Annotated in this window: 13 protein-coding genes; 4 read left to right on the top strand and 9 right to left on the bottom strand. The window is 60.6% G+C overall.

Translation table 11 applies throughout. The annotated features are described in order from the left end of the window. Positions 1-6: 6 nt before the first annotated feature. Complete coding sequence (locus tag NE357_RS16660) at positions 7-1,950, bottom strand: DNA topoisomerase III (protein WP_169430791.1); 1,944 nt, start codon at positions 1,948-1,950, stop codon at positions 7-9. A gap of 279 nt (positions 1,951-2,229) precedes the next feature. Between NE357_RS16660 and NE357_RS16655 the strand changes: the two genes are divergently transcribed. Beyond that, the gene (locus NE357_RS16655; protein ID WP_169430790.1) at positions 2,230-3,636 is read left to right on the top strand and encodes a serralysin family metalloprotease; all 1,407 of its coding nucleotides are present in this window, start codon (positions 2,230-2,232) and stop codon (positions 3,634-3,636) included. Positions 3,637-3,729: 93 nt separating this feature from the next. Here the strand turns inward: NE357_RS16655 and NE357_RS16650 are convergent, their stop codons facing one another. Genes NE357_RS16650 through NE357_RS16625 form a run of 6 tightly spaced genes read right to left on the bottom strand, consistent with a single transcriptional unit; the run spans position 3,730 to position 9,896 of the window. After that, the gene (locus NE357_RS16650) at positions 3,730-4,944 is read right to left on the bottom strand and encodes an MFS transporter (protein ID WP_064379501.1); all 1,215 of its coding nucleotides are present in this window, start codon (positions 4,942-4,944) and stop codon (positions 3,730-3,732) included. Between the two features lie 45 nt (positions 4,945-4,989). Beyond that, positions 4,990-5,376 carry an ectoine synthase gene (locus tag NE357_RS16645; RefSeq protein ID WP_169430789.1) on the bottom strand — a complete coding sequence of 129 codons (387 nt, stop codon included), beginning with the start codon at positions 5,374-5,376 and terminating at the stop codon, positions 4,990-4,992. Positions 5,377-5,413: 37 nt separating this feature from the next. Then, the gene (locus NE357_RS16640; protein WP_169430788.1) at positions 5,414-6,595 is read right to left on the bottom strand and encodes an acyl-CoA dehydrogenase family protein; all 1,182 of its coding nucleotides are present in this window, start codon (positions 6,593-6,595) and stop codon (positions 5,414-5,416) included. Beyond that, positions 6,588-7,622, bottom strand: coding sequence for a class I SAM-dependent methyltransferase (locus NE357_RS16635; protein WP_169430787.1), 1,035 nt, complete (start codon positions 7,620-7,622; stop codon positions 6,588-6,590). Before NE357_RS16635 ends, NE357_RS16640 begins: the two co-directional genes overlap by 8 nt. Before the next feature lie 16 nt (positions 7,623-7,638). Continuing rightward, complete coding sequence (locus tag NE357_RS16630; RefSeq protein WP_169430786.1) at positions 7,639-9,180, bottom strand: class I adenylate-forming enzyme family protein; 1,542 nt, start codon at positions 9,178-9,180, stop codon at positions 7,639-7,641. Positions 9,181-9,215: 35 nt separating this feature from the next. Further along, positions 9,216-9,896, bottom strand: coding sequence for a class I SAM-dependent methyltransferase (locus NE357_RS16625; RefSeq protein WP_169430785.1), 681 nt, complete (start codon positions 9,894-9,896; stop codon positions 9,216-9,218). A gap of 422 nt (positions 9,897-10,318) precedes the next feature. On the opposite strand from NE357_RS16625, the gene NE357_RS16620 reads away from it, so the two are divergent. Further along, positions 10,319-10,687, top strand: coding sequence for a DUF427 domain-containing protein (locus NE357_RS16620; protein ID WP_085602857.1), 369 nt, complete (start codon positions 10,319-10,321; stop codon positions 10,685-10,687). Positions 10,688-10,736: 49 nt separating this feature from the next. Here the strand turns inward: NE357_RS16620 and NE357_RS16615 are convergent, their stop codons facing one another. Both NE357_RS16615 and NE357_RS16610 read right to left on the bottom strand, forming a co-directional pair. After that, the gene (locus NE357_RS16615; protein ID WP_169430784.1) at positions 10,737-12,359 is read right to left on the bottom strand and encodes an MFS transporter; all 1,623 of its coding nucleotides are present in this window, start codon (positions 12,357-12,359) and stop codon (positions 10,737-10,739) included. Between the two features lie 136 nt (positions 12,360-12,495). Beyond that, on the bottom strand, positions 12,496-14,157 hold the full coding sequence (locus NE357_RS16610) for a GMC family oxidoreductase (protein ID WP_169430783.1): 1,662 nt from the start codon (positions 14,155-14,157) through the stop codon (positions 12,496-12,498). Between the two features lie 133 nt (positions 14,158-14,290). Between NE357_RS16610 and NE357_RS16605 the strand changes: the two genes are divergently transcribed. Together NE357_RS16605 and NE357_RS16600 are read left to right on the top strand one after the other, a co-directional pair. Next, positions 14,291-15,178 (top strand): LysR family transcriptional regulator, encoded by an 888-nt coding sequence (locus tag NE357_RS16605; protein WP_169430782.1) that lies wholly within the window; start codon positions 14,291-14,293, stop codon positions 15,176-15,178. Between the two features lie 98 nt (positions 15,179-15,276). Beyond that, positions 15,277-16,539: an MFS transporter gene (locus NE357_RS16600; RefSeq protein WP_169430781.1), complete on the top strand. Its 1,263-nt coding sequence runs from the start codon at positions 15,277-15,279 to the stop codon at positions 16,537-16,539. Positions 16,540-16,546 lie beyond the last annotated feature (7 nt).

The raw sequence follows: 16,546 nt of genomic DNA, 5'->3' as shown, positions 1-16,546 counted from the left end.
AACGAGCTATCTGGCAGCCGGTTTTGCCGTACGTTTGCCGGTACCCGTGGTTTTTCGCCGGGTGGTCTTGCGCTTGTTCTTCCACGGTGCTGCGGCCTTGCCGGCAGGCGGCGGGCCGCTGATGGTCAGGTTCAACCCGGCACAACGGGTCACTTGCTTGCTCATCCACGCCGCCTGTTTGGTGACGAACTCTTCCAGACTCATCTCGCCACTCTGCACCATGTCCAGCGCCTGTTCCCAGATTGCCGTGGTGCCGGGGTCGGCAATCGCGCGCGGCACGGCGTCGATCAGGCTGAACGCGGCGGGCGTGGCGGACAATGCCTTGCCGTTCTTCACCAGATAACCGCGATCCAGCAGGCCTTGAATGATCGAGGCGCGGGTGGCTTCGGTGCCGATGCCGGTGGTGTCCTTGAGTTTCTGCTTGAGCAGCGGATCTTCCACCAGTTTGGCGACGTTCTTCATCGCCTTGATCAGGTCGCCTTCGGTGTAGGGTTTGGGCGGTTGCGTCCAAAGGTCCTTGAGCTTCACGTCCGCCACAGCGCATTCGGCACCTTGGGTCAGTGTCGGTAGCGTTTGTGGCGCGGGGGCTTCACGGCCCTTGGCCGGGGCCAGCGCTTCGGGCAATGCGCGTTTCCAGCCCGGCTCGATGATTTGCTTGCCGACGGCGCGCAAGGCCTCCCCGGCGCAATCGAAATCGGCCTGGGTGCGGTCGTATTCATGATTGGGCAGAAACTGCGCCAGATACCGCGCGCGGATCAGCGTGTAGACCGCGCGGTGCTTGCCGGTCAGACGCTCCAGATTTTTCGCGGCAGCGGTGGGGATGATGCCGTGGTGAGCGCTGACCCTGGCGTCGTTCCAGGCGCGGGAGCGGCGCTGTGGCTCCAGATGGTCACGCAACGCTTCGAGGCCCGGATCGGCCTGACGCAACGCCGCGAGAATCCCCGGTGCCTCGCTGTGCTGGCTCAGGGGCAGGTAACCGCAATCGCTGCGCGGGTAGGTGATGACTTTGTAGGTTTCGTAGAGGGCCTGGGCGATGTCGAGGGTTTCCTGGGCGCCGAGGCCGAGCTTCTTCGAGCAGACCTCCTGCAAGGTGCCCAGATCGAAGGGCAGGGGCGCTACTTCGCGCATGCGCTCGGTGCGCAGCTTGACCACCCGGGCGCTGGCGGCGCTGCCGATTGCGGCGGCCGCTTGCTGGGCGAGTGCCTGATTGAGGCAGCGGTCCTGATCATCGCAGGCATCGTTCGGGGCGCGCCATTGGGCGGTGAACGATGTGCCGTTGTGCAGCAGTTGCACATCGATGGCCCAGTACGCGACCGGCACGAAATCGGCGATGCTGCGGTCGCGATCCACCACCAGCCGCAACGTCGGCGTCTGCACCCGGCCTACCGGCAGCACGCCTTGATAACCGGACTGCCGGCCGAGCAGGGTGAACAGGCGACTCATGTTCATCCCGATCAGCCAGTCCGCCCGTGAGCGGCCCAGTGCCGAGTGATACAGGCTGAAGGTTTCGGCGCCCGGCTTGAGCGCCGCCAACGCCTTGCGAATCGAGGCTTCGTCCAGCGCCGACAGCCACAAGCGGCGGATCGGCCCGCGATAGCGACAATGCTCCACCAGTTCCCGGGCGATCATTTCGCCTTCGCGGTCGGCGTCGGTGGCGATGATCAGTTCGCTGGCCTCGCCCAGCAGGCGCTTGACGGCTTTGTACTGGCTGGCGGTACGCGGCTTGACGGTCATTTTCCACTTGTCCGGGATGATCGGCAGGTCGGCCAGCACCCAGCGCTTGTATTTGGCGTCGTAGGCGTCCGGCGGCGCGGTTTCCAGCAGGTGGCCGATGCACCAGGTCACCGTGACGTCCGTTCCCAGCCAGCAGCCGTCGCCTCGGCGCTTTGCGCCCAGCACGGCCGCAATATCCTTGGCCTGGGAAGGTTTTTCACAGAGGTACAGCCGCATAACCACCGTCGTCGATCATTGCCCGAAGAGGCGCACAGAATGGCCTGAGTCGGGCGCCGGGGCAACTTTTATCTGTATGGATATACAGATAAAAGAATTACCGGTGATGACAGACGTCGCCGGGGCAATCGGGGACGCTATCGAGAAATTGAATGGCGTTCACGCCCGGCACTGTGTCAGGTTCGAGTCGCCTCAAAAGGGCGAGTGACAGGACGATCTCGCCAGAAGATCGCCGTTTTACTGTCTGACACTGACTCTTCAGCAACAAGGACGTACACCATGTCTCAACCTTCCTCCCAGGCCAGCAGCGCCTTCACTGCTGTCGACACCTTCAGCCACCTGTATGACCGTGGCACCGGGACCGTCAACGGCAAACCGTCGTTCACCGCCGACCAGGCCGCTGCCGAAATCCTGCGCAAAGGCATGTCCTGGCAAGACAAGAACGCCGACGGCAAGATCGATCTGACTTACACCTTCCTGACCGACAAACCGTCGAACTACAACCCGAAACTCGGCAACTTCAGCGAGTTCAGTGCCCAGCAGAAAGCCCAGGCTGTGCTGTCGATGCAGTCGTGGTCGGATGTGGCCAAAGTCACCTTCACCGAGGGCAAGGGCGGTGACGGTCACATGACCTTCGGCAACTACGATGTCAGCACCGGCGGCGCAGCGTTCGCCTACCTGCCGCAGGGCAGCAGCTACGACGGTCAATCGTGGTATCTGATCAACGATCAATATCAGGTCAACAAGACCCCGGACACCAACAACTACGGGCGTCAGACCCTGACCCACGAAATCGGCCACACCCTCGGCCTGTCGCACCCGGGCGCCTACAACGCCGGCAACGGCAACCCGACCTACGGTGACGCCAAATACGCCGAAGACACCCGTGGCTACAGCCTGATGAGCTACTGGAGCGAGGCCAACACCGACCAGAACTTCAGCAAGGACGGCAGCGGCGCCTACGCTTCGGCACCGTTGATGGACGATATCGTCGCGGTGCAGAAACTCTACGGTGCCAACCTCGAAACCCGTGCCGACAACACTGTGTACGGCTTCAATTCCAACGCCGATCGCGACTTCTACAGCGCCACGTCGAACACCTCGAAAGTGGTGTTCTCGGTGTGGGATGGCGGTGGTAACGACACCCTGGATTTCTCCGGCTTCAGCCAGAACCAGAAGATCAACCTCAATGAAGGCTCGTTCTCCGATGTCGGCGGTCTGGTGGGCAACGTGTCCATCGCTCACGGCGTGACCGTGGAAAACGCCATTGGCGGTTCGGGCAATGATTTGCTGATCGGCAACGCGGCGGCCAACGACCTGATCGGTGGCGCCGGCAACGACATCATTTACGGCGGTGGCGGCGGTGATTCGCTGTGGGGTGGTGAAGGCGCGGACACCTTCGTGTTCGGCGCGGCCAGCGATTCGACCATGACCGCGCCGGACTGGATCATGGATTTCACCAGCGGCCTGGACAAGATCGACCTGTCGGGCATCGCCGGGTTCGCCACCGGCGTAGCCACGCTGAACTTCGTCAGCGGCTTCACCGGCCACGCGGGCGATGCGATCCTCACTTACTTCGAACAGACCAACCAGACCAGCCTGATGATCGACCTGACAGGCCAGGGTTCGGTGGACTTCGCCGTGGGTGTGGTGGGGCAGGCCGTGGCGACCGATATCGTCGCCTGATCTGAAAACGGAAATCTGAAACGAAAAAACCGCAGTCCTTCGCAGGCTGCGGTTTTTTTGTTTTCGGACATCGCTCTACGACATTGAAATCGGTTACTGCTCGGTTTCGAGGATCGAAGCGGCGGATGTATTACGTACTCTGGCAAACCACCAGAGAGCCGCAACGCCCAGCAGCGTCGCCAGCACAGCCAGGATCAGGATCACACGTTGTGCCCCCAAAGGCGCGGCGAGCAGCGCAACAAGCAGTCCCGCGAGCGGTTGTGACAAGTTGTTGAGCAGGGTGATCACGCCCACGGTCTTGCCGAAGTCCTGAGGGGGAATGACTCGCTGGCGAATGCTGCGCATGTAAACGTTGAACATCTTGTCGAAGCCGACGATCAACAGGAAACCCAGCACATAACCCGCCAGGTTCGGGCTCAGGGCGCTGATGAAGGCGCCGGCGGCGAGCATCGAACAGGCAACGCCACCCAATACGCGCAACGGCAATACCACCCGGGCGAGGAAAAACAGAATCACGATGGTGGTCACCGCGCCAGCCGCTTGCAGCACGGCGTAGTCGTCCTTGCCGGCGCTGTATTGACCGAGCACCATGGCCGCCGAAGTGGCCAGGGTGACCCCGACAATCAGGTTGACCCCGATCGCCAGGGTGATGATCTTTTTCAGCTCCGCCAGTTCGCGGATATGCCTGAACGCGATGCGCAGAGGCTGCAGCCAGATGTCCTGATGCTGCTCAAACACCTCGAGGGTGATACGACTGAAACGTTGCCACACCAGCATGCTCAGGTCGGCCAGCAGGAACAGCCCGGCCACCCACAGCACCACCCAGTGCCAGGCCGAAACCTCCAGCAGCAATGCCGCCACCAAGGGTCCCAGAACCAGTCCGGTCTGGTCGGCTATCTGCGAGTAGGAAAGGGTTTTGGTGTAGCTGTAGTGCTGGAAAATATGCGGCATCAGCACTTCGCGGGCCATGATGCCCTGAGTAGTCAGCACGCCGCACAGCGCAGACAGCACCACAAGCCACGCGATACCGCCGAAGACGGCATAAAGCCCAACCGCCAACACGCAGAGCAGCGCCCGGTAGACCTGACTGATGTGCAGAATCCTGATGGGCGAGAACTTGTCGCACAGGGCCCCACATAGTGGAAACGCGAGAAAACGCGGCAGCGACTCGACGAAAAATGCGAGCCCCGCCCAGGACGCGCTGTTGGTGGTCTGGAACACCACCAGCGGCACGATGAACAACAGGATCTGATCCGCCAGCCGCGACAGGAACAGCGAGATGAAGAAAGCCAGGTAATCCTTACGCATGATGACACTCCTGTGGGTGGGCGCCCTGGCGGGGCTGCCGCAACATCAGTAAGCCGAGCCCGAGCTGTCGTTGAGGTTATGTCGCTCGTCGCCACGCAGGGGCGGGTTGAACACGCTGACCAGAATCAGATCCTTTTCCTTGCCCCCGCGCAGATAATGGCGATCGTGCTGGTCAAGCACATACACATCGCCGGGCCGAATCGGGTAGACATTTCCCTGCATATCTTCGACTTCGCCTTCCCCGGCAATGCAATAACACGCCTCCAGATGATTGCGATAGTGCAACAGCGATTCGGTGCCGGCGCGGACCACGGTGTGACACAGGGTAAAGCCCATGGCATCGCGTTCGGTGAGCAGCCGATGGCTGGTGCCGGCGCCCCATTCGACGAAGTACGGGGTTTTTTCTACATCGGATTTGTTGCGAATGAACATGTAAACCTCGCTGAGACAATCGCTAATGAAATATCAGTCAGGCCGTTTTGGCGTCGACGCTGGAAGGGTTCAATATGGCCTCGCCACAGGCCAGCATCGTGTCGTTCCACACCAGGTCGCGGTGCGCGGCGATGGCCTGGATATCGCGCCAGTGACGCTGGAGCGGGTTGCCGGCCACCAGTGACGAGGCACCAAGTCGTTCCACCAGGCGCCGGACCACTTGCACGCATTGCTGTGCCAGATAGGCGCGGTCGCGCTTGAGCTGTAACACCTGGCCGCTGTCCAGTGGGCAATTCTGGACACCTGCCTCATGCAGTCGGGAAACCAGCGAGTCATACAGCAACCCGGCGCTGTACAACTGCGCGGCCGAATGGGCTGCTTGTTCGGCAATCCGTGGGTCACTGGCCAGGGACGATCCGGTGAGCGCCGTCACAAACGCGGCGTGGGCGCCCTCGGCGCAACCCAGCAACGGACCAATGATCGAGGTCGTGAGATAAGGCACCAATGGAGCATGGTCGATGTAGTCGGTGCCGGGCATAGGCGAATGTCGGGCAAATACCTCATGCAGCGCGAACACCCGTTCATGGGGTATTAGCAACTGATGGGTCAGCACATCGTGGGAACCGGTGGCCGACATGCCACAGCTGTCCCAGCTGTCGAGCCGCTGAACATCATTAGCAGCGACCAGCAGCAGGAATCGAGGAGTCTTTTCGGCATCCGGATGGTTCGGGCAGGGAGCATTGAGCATCAGCCAGGTGGCGTCTTCGATACCCGAGCTGAAGCGCCACCGCCCGTTGACCCGAATGCCATCGGATTCTCGGGATAACTGGCTGTTGGTGCTGCCGGACGCCGAAGCGAACAATTGCCGGGACCCTTCGGCGTACAACAGGTCCTGGCAGGCCGGCGGCAGGCGCCGGGCGATGCAGCCGTGGCCGCCGACCAGGGCCAGCATCCAGCCCGTGGAGGCACAGGCTCTGGCGGCGATGCGCGCGCTTTCCACCAACGTTGGCCAGTGCCCGCTGCTGGTGGTCTGCGCGCGCGGCGAGAGCAGGTCCAGCCAGTCGCCAGCGAACAGTTCGCTGAAGGTGCTGCTGCTCAGTCGGCGGTTCTTTTCTGCCGCGGCTGCGCGTTCGCGCCAGACCGGAAGATGCTCCAGCGCCCGTTGGCACAGTGCGGGTGACGCGGCGTGGTGAAACGCTTGGCCGGTGCGATCAATCATCGACTGGCTCCGCGACAGCATTGTGGGGAGCTGACAAGTCGCCAAGGCGCGCCCTTTCAAAACAGAATGCTGCGGGTTGCACTACCGGTCCCAGCAGACCGAGGAAACGTTCGATTTGCGCTGGATCGTCCGAGGCAACGAATTCGCAGAAATTGCTGCTGCTCCACAGCAAGTGGACATGCTTGAATCGGGCCGACAGGGCACTGACCAATTCTTCCAGGGTGACCTGTCCATTCTGCATCTGCTCAAGCATCTGCTGGCGTTTCCAGCGGATTTCTTCCTCGCTGAAGTAGCGAGTCTTGAATACTTCGTCCTTGATCCGTTCGCGCCGCAGGTATTCCTGCGGGTCGGGGTGGTTGAGTTTTTCAAGGAAGAACACCAGCCCCCCAGGTTTGAGAAACTGTTTGATATGACCGATCTGCCGCTCGCGATCGCGGGTATAGAACTGAAACGCGGCCATTTCATAAATGAAATCGAACCCCTGGCTGAAGCGTTCGTAGTCGGGACTTTGCAGCAGCGCAGGGGTGACTTTGAAGACCGATTGCGGATAGAACAGCGACAGCGCCGGGTCTGCATGGCGCTCGAACGGAATCCGGTTGGCCTGGTTGGGCGATGAGGTAAAGCTGCGAATCAGGCCCTGCGAGTGGCCGGCCAATGCGCGGCCGTTGCTGCCATCGAAAGCGTCCACCTCGAACAGACTGAAGGTCTGGTCGACGCTTCGGGTGTTGGCCCGGGCCAGGCGGTTCAGGGCCACGCCGACCCTCGACAGTTCTTCGAGGATGTACGGCACGCTGGCCAGAAAGTGCGAGAACAGCGGACCCGCACCTTCGATCAGACGATCGTGATAGTCGAGGATCTCAGGGTCTCCGATCTCTGACATCAGATGGCTGTGCAGCGACTGCAAAGGCACCTGGCTGGCGCCCGTGGCCAGACTGTGGAAGTGCCCGGCCAGTTTCAGCATGGCGCTCTGTTGCAGATTGTGGTCCAGACCGATGTCATCCAGTGACGACTGCGGACAAGTGTTCATGAAGTAGCTCCTGCTGTCAGATCAGTCCTTTGGCGGTGAACTTGCCCGAATCGGTTTTTGGCAAGGCTTCGAGAAATACGAATTGGGCCGGCACCATGTGCCAGTCCAGGCGGCTTTTGCAGTAATCCAGCAAGGCCTGTTCGCTGGTCTGGCGATGGTCGGTGTCAAGTACGATGCAGGCCTTTGGCACGTGCCCGGCCGATTCGTCGGCGACCGGCACCACCAGCACTTCGGCGACGGCGGGGTGGGAGGCCAGGCACTGTTCGATTTCCCTCGGGTTGACGTTCCAGATGTTGCGCGCAAACACGTCATCCTTGCGCGCCACGTAGTAGAGATAACCCTCGGCATCTCGCTTGAACAGATCGCCGGTGCGGTACAGCCGCGAATGGCCGAACTTATCGTGGACGAAGGCCCTGGCATTAGCCTCGGGCATGTTCCAGTACTCCAGCATCAGGTAGTCGCTGGTCACCAGCAACTCGCCGATTTGTCCGGGTTCGTCAATGGCACGACCCTGTTCGTCGACCAGATAGAGGCTGACGCCGGGCAGAGGTTTGCCCACCGACGTCGGGCGCAGGTCAATCTCTTCAGGGGGGAGATAACTGACACGTTTGCATTCGGTGAGCCCGTAATTGGAAAAAATCCGCACCTGGGGCAAGGCCTGGCGGATTCGCTGAATATGTCGGGTGTGCAAGGCCTGGCCGCTGCTGGAGATATAGCGCAGCTCCGGGACTCGTGCCTGCCACTGCGGGCCGGTATTGGCCAGCAGAAAAAACACTGGGGGAAACACATGCATGGCGGTTACGGACTCGCGCTCGACCACCCTGAGGACATCCTCCGCGCTGGCGGCGGGCTTGCTTTCAATGACGCTGGTGGCGCCGGCAAACAACGGCATCATCACGTTGTAGACGCCGTAGTCGGAGGCCAGCGTCGAGTAGCTGAGGATGCGGTCGTCGGGACTGTTCTGCAGGTAGGTGGTAACCCTGCTGGAAGCCGCCAGCATGATCCGGTGATTGACCAGCACGCCTTTGGGATTGAAGGTCGAGCCTGAGGTATAGAAAATCGAGGTGGCTCGTTCAGGGTCCGCGTAAAGTGGTGCGGTGGCCGGGGTATCTTGTGTACGGTGCGCGGCAAGGGCATCGGCCAGGGGGATGACATTTGGCGTAGCGTCGGGGACGGGAACGGTCAGCAGGATCAGCTCCAGTCCGGCGGCTTCGATCAGGCCAGGCAGGTCGTCAGTGCAATCGGTGATCAGGACCCGGGCGCCCGAATGCTTGAGCTGGTGAATCAGCTTGGCGCGACTCAGTGTGTGATGGGTGGCGGCGGTGATCGCCCCGGCTTGCAGCAGCCCGAGGTAGGCGGCGATGAGTTCGATGGATATGGGCGAATACAGTCCAACGCGTTCGCCGGGGGCGACTCCCAGGGTGGATACAAGGGCGGCGATGGCATCCGCTCGTTGCTGCAGTTGCTGATAAGAGGTTGCGACCCCATCCAGAACGATGGCCGGTTTGGTCGGGTATTGACGGGCGTTATCGGCGATGACCTGATGAAAAAGTTGCATGGCTCAATATCCTTTCAAGCACAACTTCGGGGGAGTTAATTGCGTTTTCTTGCGCACACCGAAACATAGGTGCCCTGCCAGGTATAAGGATCGATGGGCAAGTTGTCAGAGTTGCTCAATGGCCAACTTTGCTTGTCGAAAAATTTATTGAAGGAATAGATATCAAAGTCGCCCAGCCAGGCATCAAAGAAACCTTCGCTGTCTTGAATGGATAGTCCGGCTTCCTTGTCCCAGATAAAAGGCTCGCCGCTTGCTTGGAAGTAACGTGTCAGGTCGGATAACAAGTCGAGAAATATATAGCCACCCGTTTTTACTGCGCTGATGATTTTGGGCATCACCTTGTTAAGCTCCTCCTGAGTGAAGAAGTGCAACACTTCGGAACAGACGAGTACGTCGTAAGTCGCAGGGGCGGGGTCATAGTTGAGGATGTCCGTCTGCTGGAAGTCGAGCTCGCGTAACAAGGGGTTGAGCCTGCGGCTCCGAATCGTGCTGTCAACCATGTCCACACCGCTCAGGCTGTAGCCCTTGCGAGCCAAGGCCGTGAGGTTGCGACCATCGCCGCAACCCAATTCCAGTGCGCGACCCGGGCCGTCGGGAAGACTGGTCAGAAATTGCTTGAATTCATCGCGTAATTCACCGAACAGGGTGCCGTTGTCGCAAGCGCTGTATTCTCTGTCATACCATTCCTTCAGGACGGAACTGTTCACTACTTTCATAGTTATTCTCTGGCATCGATAGATGTGGCACAGGAAAATGCGCTGGGTAAGAGCGTGCGATCAATTGATCAGGCTGGGGGCGGGAAATATGAAATATTTATGAGGGAGAAAGAATGTGGCTGGCGAAAGCAAGGCATGCTGAAACTCCATTTCATTATTTTTTTGAGAGCGTCCATGGTTATCGGAGATTGAAGTTTCTCGATAACGGTAAGGATATTTCCATCGCGTGGCTGGCGCTGTCAAGGCGAACTACGGGAGGACAAGAGTTATTTTTGTCACAAGTTGGTGACCTTCAAAGTTACAGTCTCCACAGGCCACGATTTTATTTGCTCGGCAAAAAACCGTTCGGCTGCGAACCCGACGAGTTTCCCCCGCATGGGTTATACCTGAACCGGTGCCTTCGCCGCCGTCAGGAGAAACCGATGAAAACCTCCGGTCCCAGCCCCGTCATCACCATCGCCGAGCAGCCAGGCTGCCTCCTTGTGAAATTCCACGGCATACAAGTCGCCGCCTCGGCCCGAGCGCTGGTGCTGCTGGAAGCCAATTACCCACCGGTCTACTACATCCCCCGCGAAGACATCGACGAGAAGTACTTCGCCCGCACCGACCACACCACCTACTGCCCGTACAAGGGCGACGCCAACTATTTCAGTCTGCAAGTGCCGGGGCATGAGGGGGCGAACGCGGTGTGGACGTACGAACATCCGAAGATTTCGGTCAGCCAGATCAAGGACTACGTGGCGTTCTATCCCGATCAGGTGAAGTTTGAGTTGCTGGAGGCGGAGGTTTGAGATCCAGCAGGGTGGCGAGGGCATTGCGCCCCCGCCACACGTCGATCAATCAGTTCTTGTCCAGATCGATATTCCTGGTCTCACGCAGGCAGATCATCCCCACCACCAGGCTCACTCCGGTAATCAGCACCGGATACCACAGCCCGTAGAAAATATCCCCGGTGTACACCACCAGCGCAAACGACACGGTTGGCAGGAAACCACCGAACCAGCCGTTGCCAATGTGGTACGGCAGGGACATCGAGGTGTAGCGGATACGGGTCGGGAACAGTTCGACCATCAGCGCCGCGAGCGGGCCGTAGCACATGGCGGAGATGATGATCAGGCCGACGATCAGGGCCACGATCATCGGTTTGTTGATCTGCTGCATGTCGGCCTGTTGCGGGTAGCCGGCGAGGGTGATGGCGCCGCGCAGGGCGGCCTCGTCGAAGCCGTCGAGTTTCACATCGCCGACGCTCACTTGCACCGTGCTGCCCGCCGGGGCGGCGACGCTGGAGTAGGGCAGACCTTGCTTGACCAGGAAGGTCTTGACCTTGTCGCACGGGCTGTCGAATTTGGCCTTGCCTACCGGGTCGAACTGGAAGGTGCAGGTGGCAGGGTCAGCCACCACGGTGATTGGCGCCTGTTGGCTGGCCTGATCGATGGCCGGGTTGGCGTAGTGGGCCAGGGATTTGAAGATCGGGAAGTACAGCGCCGTGGCTAACAACAGGCCGAGCATCAACACCGGTTTGCGCCCGACCTTGTCCGACAGCCAGCCGAAAATGATGAAGAATGGCGCGCCGATCACCACACTGATGATCAGCAAGCTGTTGGCCACCGCCGGGTCCATTTTCAGGAACTGGGTGAGGAAGAACAGTACGTAGAACTGCGCGGCGTAGAAGGTCACCGCTTGCCCGGCGTTGATGCTGAACAGGGCGATCAGCACGACCTTGAGGTTTTCCCATTTGCCGAAGGATTCGCGGATCGGCGCCTTGCTGGCCTTGCCTTCCTCTTTCATCTTCAGATAGGCCGGCGACTCGTGCAGGCTCAGGCGAATCCAGGTGGAAATGCCCAGCAGCACGATCGACAGCAGGAACGGAATACGCCAACCCCAGACTTCGAACTGATCACCGGTGAAGTAGCGGCAACCGAGCACCACCAGCAGCGACAGCAGCAGGCCGAGGGTCGCGGTGGATTGAATCCAGCTGGTGTGGAACCCGCGCTTGCCGATCGGCGCGTGTTCCGCGACGTAAGTCGCGGCGCCGCCGTACTCGCCGCCCAGGGCCAGGCCCTGAAGCATGCGCAGCACCACCAGAATGATCGGTGCGGCGATGCCAATGCTGGCGTAGGTCGGCAGCAGGCCCACCGCGAACGTCGCCACGCCCATCAGGATGATGGTCGCGAGGAAGGTGTATTTGCGCCCGATCATGTCCCCCAACCGACCGAACACCAGCGCCCCGAACGGCCGCACGATGAAGCCTGCGGCAAACGCCATCAGCGCGAAGATGAACGCCGTAGTGTCGTTGACCCCGGCGAAGAACTGCTTGCTGATCACCGCCGCCAGGGCGCCGTAGAGAAAGAAGTCATACCACTCGAACACCGTCCCCAGGGACGAGGCGAAGATGACCTTTCGGGTATCGGGGCTGGCGTCCGCGCTGCGCACGGCATCCAGCGGCTGAACGTGTTCTGACATATCGGTATCCCTCACAGTGATTGTTTTTGTTGTTTCCACTGGTGTTGCGTGTCCGGGTGAAGCGCGATGCCTTTGTGTCTGGTGCAAAAAACTGTGGGAGCGAGCCTGCTCGCGAAGGCGTCCTTTCAGTCAACAACTATGTTGAATGTGTAACCGCATTCGCGAGCAGGCTCGCTCCCACAGGGGCAGTGATTACAGGTGGAGTAAGGATCAGCTGTGCTGCCTTCTCGGCAATCATCAGCGTAGGCGAACAGGTGTTGCCGGAGGTAATGCGCGGCATGATCGACGCATCGGCAATCCGCAGGCCCGGCACGCCGTGCACCCTCAATTGCGCATCGACCACCGCATCTGCGTCGTTGCCCATGCGACAGGTGCCGACCGGGTGGAAAATCGTCGTGCCGATCTTCGCCGCCGCTTCGTGCAGTTGTTCTTCGGTCTGCAGGCTGGCGCCGGGCAGGTACTCCACCGGGTTGAAGGCTCGCAGGGCCGGGGCGCTGACGATGCGGCGGGTCAGGCGGATCGCATCGGCGGCGACGCGCAGGTCTTCGGGATGGCTGAGGTAGTTTGGCTGAATCAGCGGTGCTGTTTGCGGATCGGCGGAGCGGATCTCGACCCGGCCACGGCTCTGCGGACGTAAATCACACACTGAAGCGGTGAACGCGGGGAAGCTGTGCAGCGGCTCGCCAAAACGCTCCAGCGACAGCGGCTGCACGTGGTATTCGAGATTGGCCGAGGTCTGTTCCGGCCCCGAGCGGGCAAACGCGCCCAGCTGACTTGGCGCCATCGACAATGGCCCGCTGCGGTCATACAGATAGCGCAGGCCCATGCCCATCTTGCCCCACACACTGCCGGCGATCTGGTTGAGGGTGCGGGCGTTTTCCAGTTGGTAGATCAGGCGCAGTTGCAGGTGATCCTGCAGGTTGCCGCCCACCCCCGGCAATTCATGCACCACGCCGATCCCGAGTTTTTCCAAAAGCGGACGCGGCCCGATCCCGGAGCGTTGCAGAATGCCTGGCGAGCCCACGGAGCCTGCGCACAACACGATCTCTTTGCGCGCCTTGAAGCGCTTTTCCTGACCCTGCCAACGTGCGCTGATCTTTGCGGCGCGGCCATCCTCGAACAGCACCCGATCAACCTCGACGTCGGTCAACACCGTAAGATTGGCGCGATCTCGAATCGGCTTTAGAAACGCTTTCGCCGCATTCCAGCGGACCCCGGCCTTCTGATTGACCTGAAAGTAGCCGCAACCCTCGTTGTCGCCCTGATTGAAGTCATCGATGCTGGCGATGCCGCTCTGTTCGGCAGCGCTGCGGAATGCATCGAGAATCGGCCACGACAGGCGCTGGCGTTCGACCCGCCATTCACCCTTGTCGCCATGGAATTCCGCTGCGCCGGCAAAGTGGTTTTCGCTCTGTTTGAACAGTGGCAGCACATCATTCCAGGCCCAGCCCGGATTGCCCTCGGCGGCCCAGCCGTCATAGTCGTTGGCCTGGCCGCGCATGTAGATCATGCCGTTGATCGACGAGCAGCCGCCCAGCACCTTGCCGCGCGGATAACTCAGCGCGCGGCCATTGAGGCCCGGTTGTTCTTCGGTCTTGAAGCACCAGTCGGTGCGCGGGTTGCCGATGCAGAACAGGTAACCCACGGGTATGTGAATCCACGGATAGTTGTCACGCCCGCCGGCCTCCAGCAGCAACACACGCTGCTGCGGATCCGCCGACAGCCGATTGGCCAGCAAACACCCGGCCGGCCCGGCGCCGACCACGATGTAATCGAATTCATCGAGGGAAGTCTGCATTCCCTGACCTCGCTTATTGTTTTTGTTATCAGTCATCCTAGTTGTTAGCTTTCGTCAAAAGAATGTTAGTTTTTGCGCAGCCGCTGTGCGTTTTCAAACAGCACTTTCTGACGATAGCCGACAAGGACAAGCCATGTTCGACTGGAACGACCTGCGGTTCTTTCTTGAGTTGCAGCGCAGTGGCCGACTGCTTACCGCTGCCCGCCGCCTCAACACCACCCACGCCACCGTCGCTCGGCACATCGAGGCCATCGAAAAAAGCCTCGGCACCGCGCTGTTCGTCCAGCACGCCCAAGGCTACGAAATGACCCCGGCGGGGGAGGCGCTGCTCAAGCACGCCGAAGCCATGGAAAACGTCGCGCTGCTGGCTCAGGAAGAAATCACCCAGTCCACGGCGCCACTGGGCAAGATTCGAGTCGGCGTGACGGAAGGGCTGGGCATCATGTTCCTGGCCAGCCGCATGATCGGATTGTTCGAGCGCTATCCGGGGCTGGAAGTGGAGTTGGTGGCGGTGCCGCGCTTCGTCAGCATCCTCAACCGCGAGGCGGAAATCAGCATTCACCTGGAGCGCCCGGCGGCGGACATGCTGGTCACCCGCAAACTCACCGATTATCGGCTCGCGCTCTATGCCAGCCGTGCTTACCTCGACCATGCGCCGCCACTGCGTACCCGCGAAGATCTTGGCCAACATGCCTGGATCGGTTACGTGGATGATCTGCTGTTCAGTCAGGAGCTGATGTTTCTCAACAGCTTCTGCCGCAATCCGCGTGTGGTGTTTCGCAGCACCAGCGTGATTGCCCAGCAGCAGGCGGCGCGTTCGGGGCTGGGGATTGCGGTGCTGCCTTGCTATATGGCGGCGTCGGACCCGGATCTGGTGCCGCTGTTGCCGGATGAGAGCATTGAGCGCAGTTACTGGATCAGCACGCGGCGCGAGCTGCACAAGTCGGTGCGGTTGCGAGTGGTCTGGGATTACGTGGTGGGGTTGTGCGAAGGCGAGCGGGAGTTGTTGATGGGCCAGTAAAGACGGCTGTTTCATGCAACTAAAACGCTTGGCAAAAGGTCATTCGATTTGCGGAGGTTGAGTCATTTCGCAGAACCTCGACAACGAAGAAGTTACCCGTGGCTACTCACCTCGATCACCGCAACAACCTGTCCCTCGACAGCCTGAATTTCTTCCTCGCCGATGTACGCGACGGGCTCGGTCCCTATCTGGCGATTTACTTGCTGGCGGTTCATCACTGGGAGCCGGCGAGTATCGGGCTGGTCATGACGATTGCCGGGATCGCCGCGCTCATCACGCAAACCCCGGCGGGTGCGCTGGTCGACAGCACACGCTTCAAACGGGCGCTGATCGCGATTGCCGCGCTGGTGGTCACCGGAAGCTGTCTGCTGCTGCCGTTCGTGACGTCGTTTACCCTGGTGGCCGTGACGCAAGCCATCAGTGCCGTTGCCGCTTCGATCTTCGCGCCGGCCATCTGCGCGATCACTCTCGGCATTACCGGACCTCGCGCGTTTACGCGCAGAACCGGGCGCAACGAAACCTTCAACCACGCCGGCAACGCCTGCGCGGCGCTGTTGGCCGGTTTGTCCGCGTACCTGTTCGGCCCGGTCGCGGTGTTTTATTTGATGGCGGTCATGGCGCTGGCCAGCGTGATTGCCGTTTCGTTCGTATCGGCAGAGGCCATTGATCACGATCTCGCCCGAGGTCTTGCACCGAGCGGGTCGGGGCAGAGCAAGCAGCCTTCGGGCTTTTCCGTATTGCTGACCAACCGACCGTTGCTGATGTTCGCGATTTGCTGCGCGCTGTTTCATCTGGCAAACGCGGCGATGTTGCCGCTGGTGAGTCAGAAACTGGCGCAGGCCAATCTGCAAATGGCCACGCCACTTACGTCCGCCTGCATCGTCGCGGCGCAGCTGGTGATGGTGCCGGTCGCGCTGCTGGTGGGAGCAAAGGCCGATCTGTGGGGACGCAAGCCGTTGCTGCTGGCGGGGTTTCTGATCCTGCCGTTGCGCGGCGTGTTGTATGTGCTGTCGAACGATCCGTGGTGGCTGGTTTCGGTGCAGTTGCTCGATGGCATCGGCGCGGGGATTTTCGGCGCGCTGTTTCCGGTGGTGGTGAAAGACCTGACGCTGGGGACCGGGCACTTCAACGTCAGCCTCGGGGCGATCTCGACGGTGTTCGGTCTGGGCGCGGCATTGAGCAACAGCCTGGCGGGGATTGTGGTTCAGGAGGCGGGGTACAGTGCTGCGTTTCTGACATTGGCCGCCGTTGCGGCGGTGGCGCTCATGTTGCTGTGGGTGACGCTGCCGGAAACCTTGCAGCGCTCCCGAATGGAATCCGCCGAGTCAGACGCTGCCGCACGGCCAATCGTGTCATCTTGAGTTCTCT

This window comes from Pseudomonas sp. G7(2022), from assembly GCF_052660475.1.
Note: the sequence above shows the minus strand (reverse complement) of the source record. Positions and strands in the feature narration are given on the sequence as shown.

Bases quoted from the DNA above. Each gene is read 5' to 3' on its own strand.
- NE357_RS16660 (WP_169430791.1), bottom strand. From the start codon at position 1,950: ATGCGGCTGTACCTCTGTGAAAAACCTTCCCAGGCCAAGGATATTGCG.
- NE357_RS16655 (WP_169430790.1), top strand. From the start codon at position 2,230: ATGTCTCAACCTTCCTCCCAGGCCAGCAGCGCCTTCACTGCTGTCGAC.
- NE357_RS16650 (WP_064379501.1), bottom strand. From the start codon at position 4,944: ATGCGTAAGGATTACCTGGCTTTCTTCATCTCGCTGTTCCTGTCGCGG.
- NE357_RS16645 (WP_169430789.1), bottom strand. From the start codon at position 5,376: ATGTTCATTCGCAACAAATCCGATGTAGAAAAAACCCCGTACTTCGTC.
- NE357_RS16640 (WP_169430788.1), bottom strand. From the start codon at position 6,595: ATGATTGATCGCACCGGCCAAGCGTTTCACCACGCCGCGTCACCCGCA.
- NE357_RS16635 (WP_169430787.1), bottom strand. From the start codon at position 7,622: ATGAACACTTGTCCGCAGTCGTCACTGGATGACATCGGTCTGGACCAC.
- NE357_RS16630 (WP_169430786.1), bottom strand. From the start codon at position 9,180: ATGCAACTTTTTCATCAGGTCATCGCCGATAACGCCCGTCAATACCCG.
- NE357_RS16625 (WP_169430785.1), bottom strand. From the start codon at position 9,896: ATGAAAGTAGTGAACAGTTCCGTCCTGAAGGAATGGTATGACAGAGAA.
- NE357_RS16620 (WP_085602857.1), top strand. From the start codon at position 10,319: ATGAAAACCTCCGGTCCCAGCCCCGTCATCACCATCGCCGAGCAGCCA.
- NE357_RS16615 (WP_169430784.1), bottom strand. From the start codon at position 12,359: ATGTCAGAACACGTTCAGCCGCTGGATGCCGTGCGCAGCGCGGACGCC.
- NE357_RS16610 (WP_169430783.1), bottom strand. From the start codon at position 14,157: ATGCAGACTTCCCTCGATGAATTCGATTACATCGTGGTCGGCGCCGGG.
- NE357_RS16605 (WP_169430782.1), top strand. From the start codon at position 14,291: ATGTTCGACTGGAACGACCTGCGGTTCTTTCTTGAGTTGCAGCGCAGT.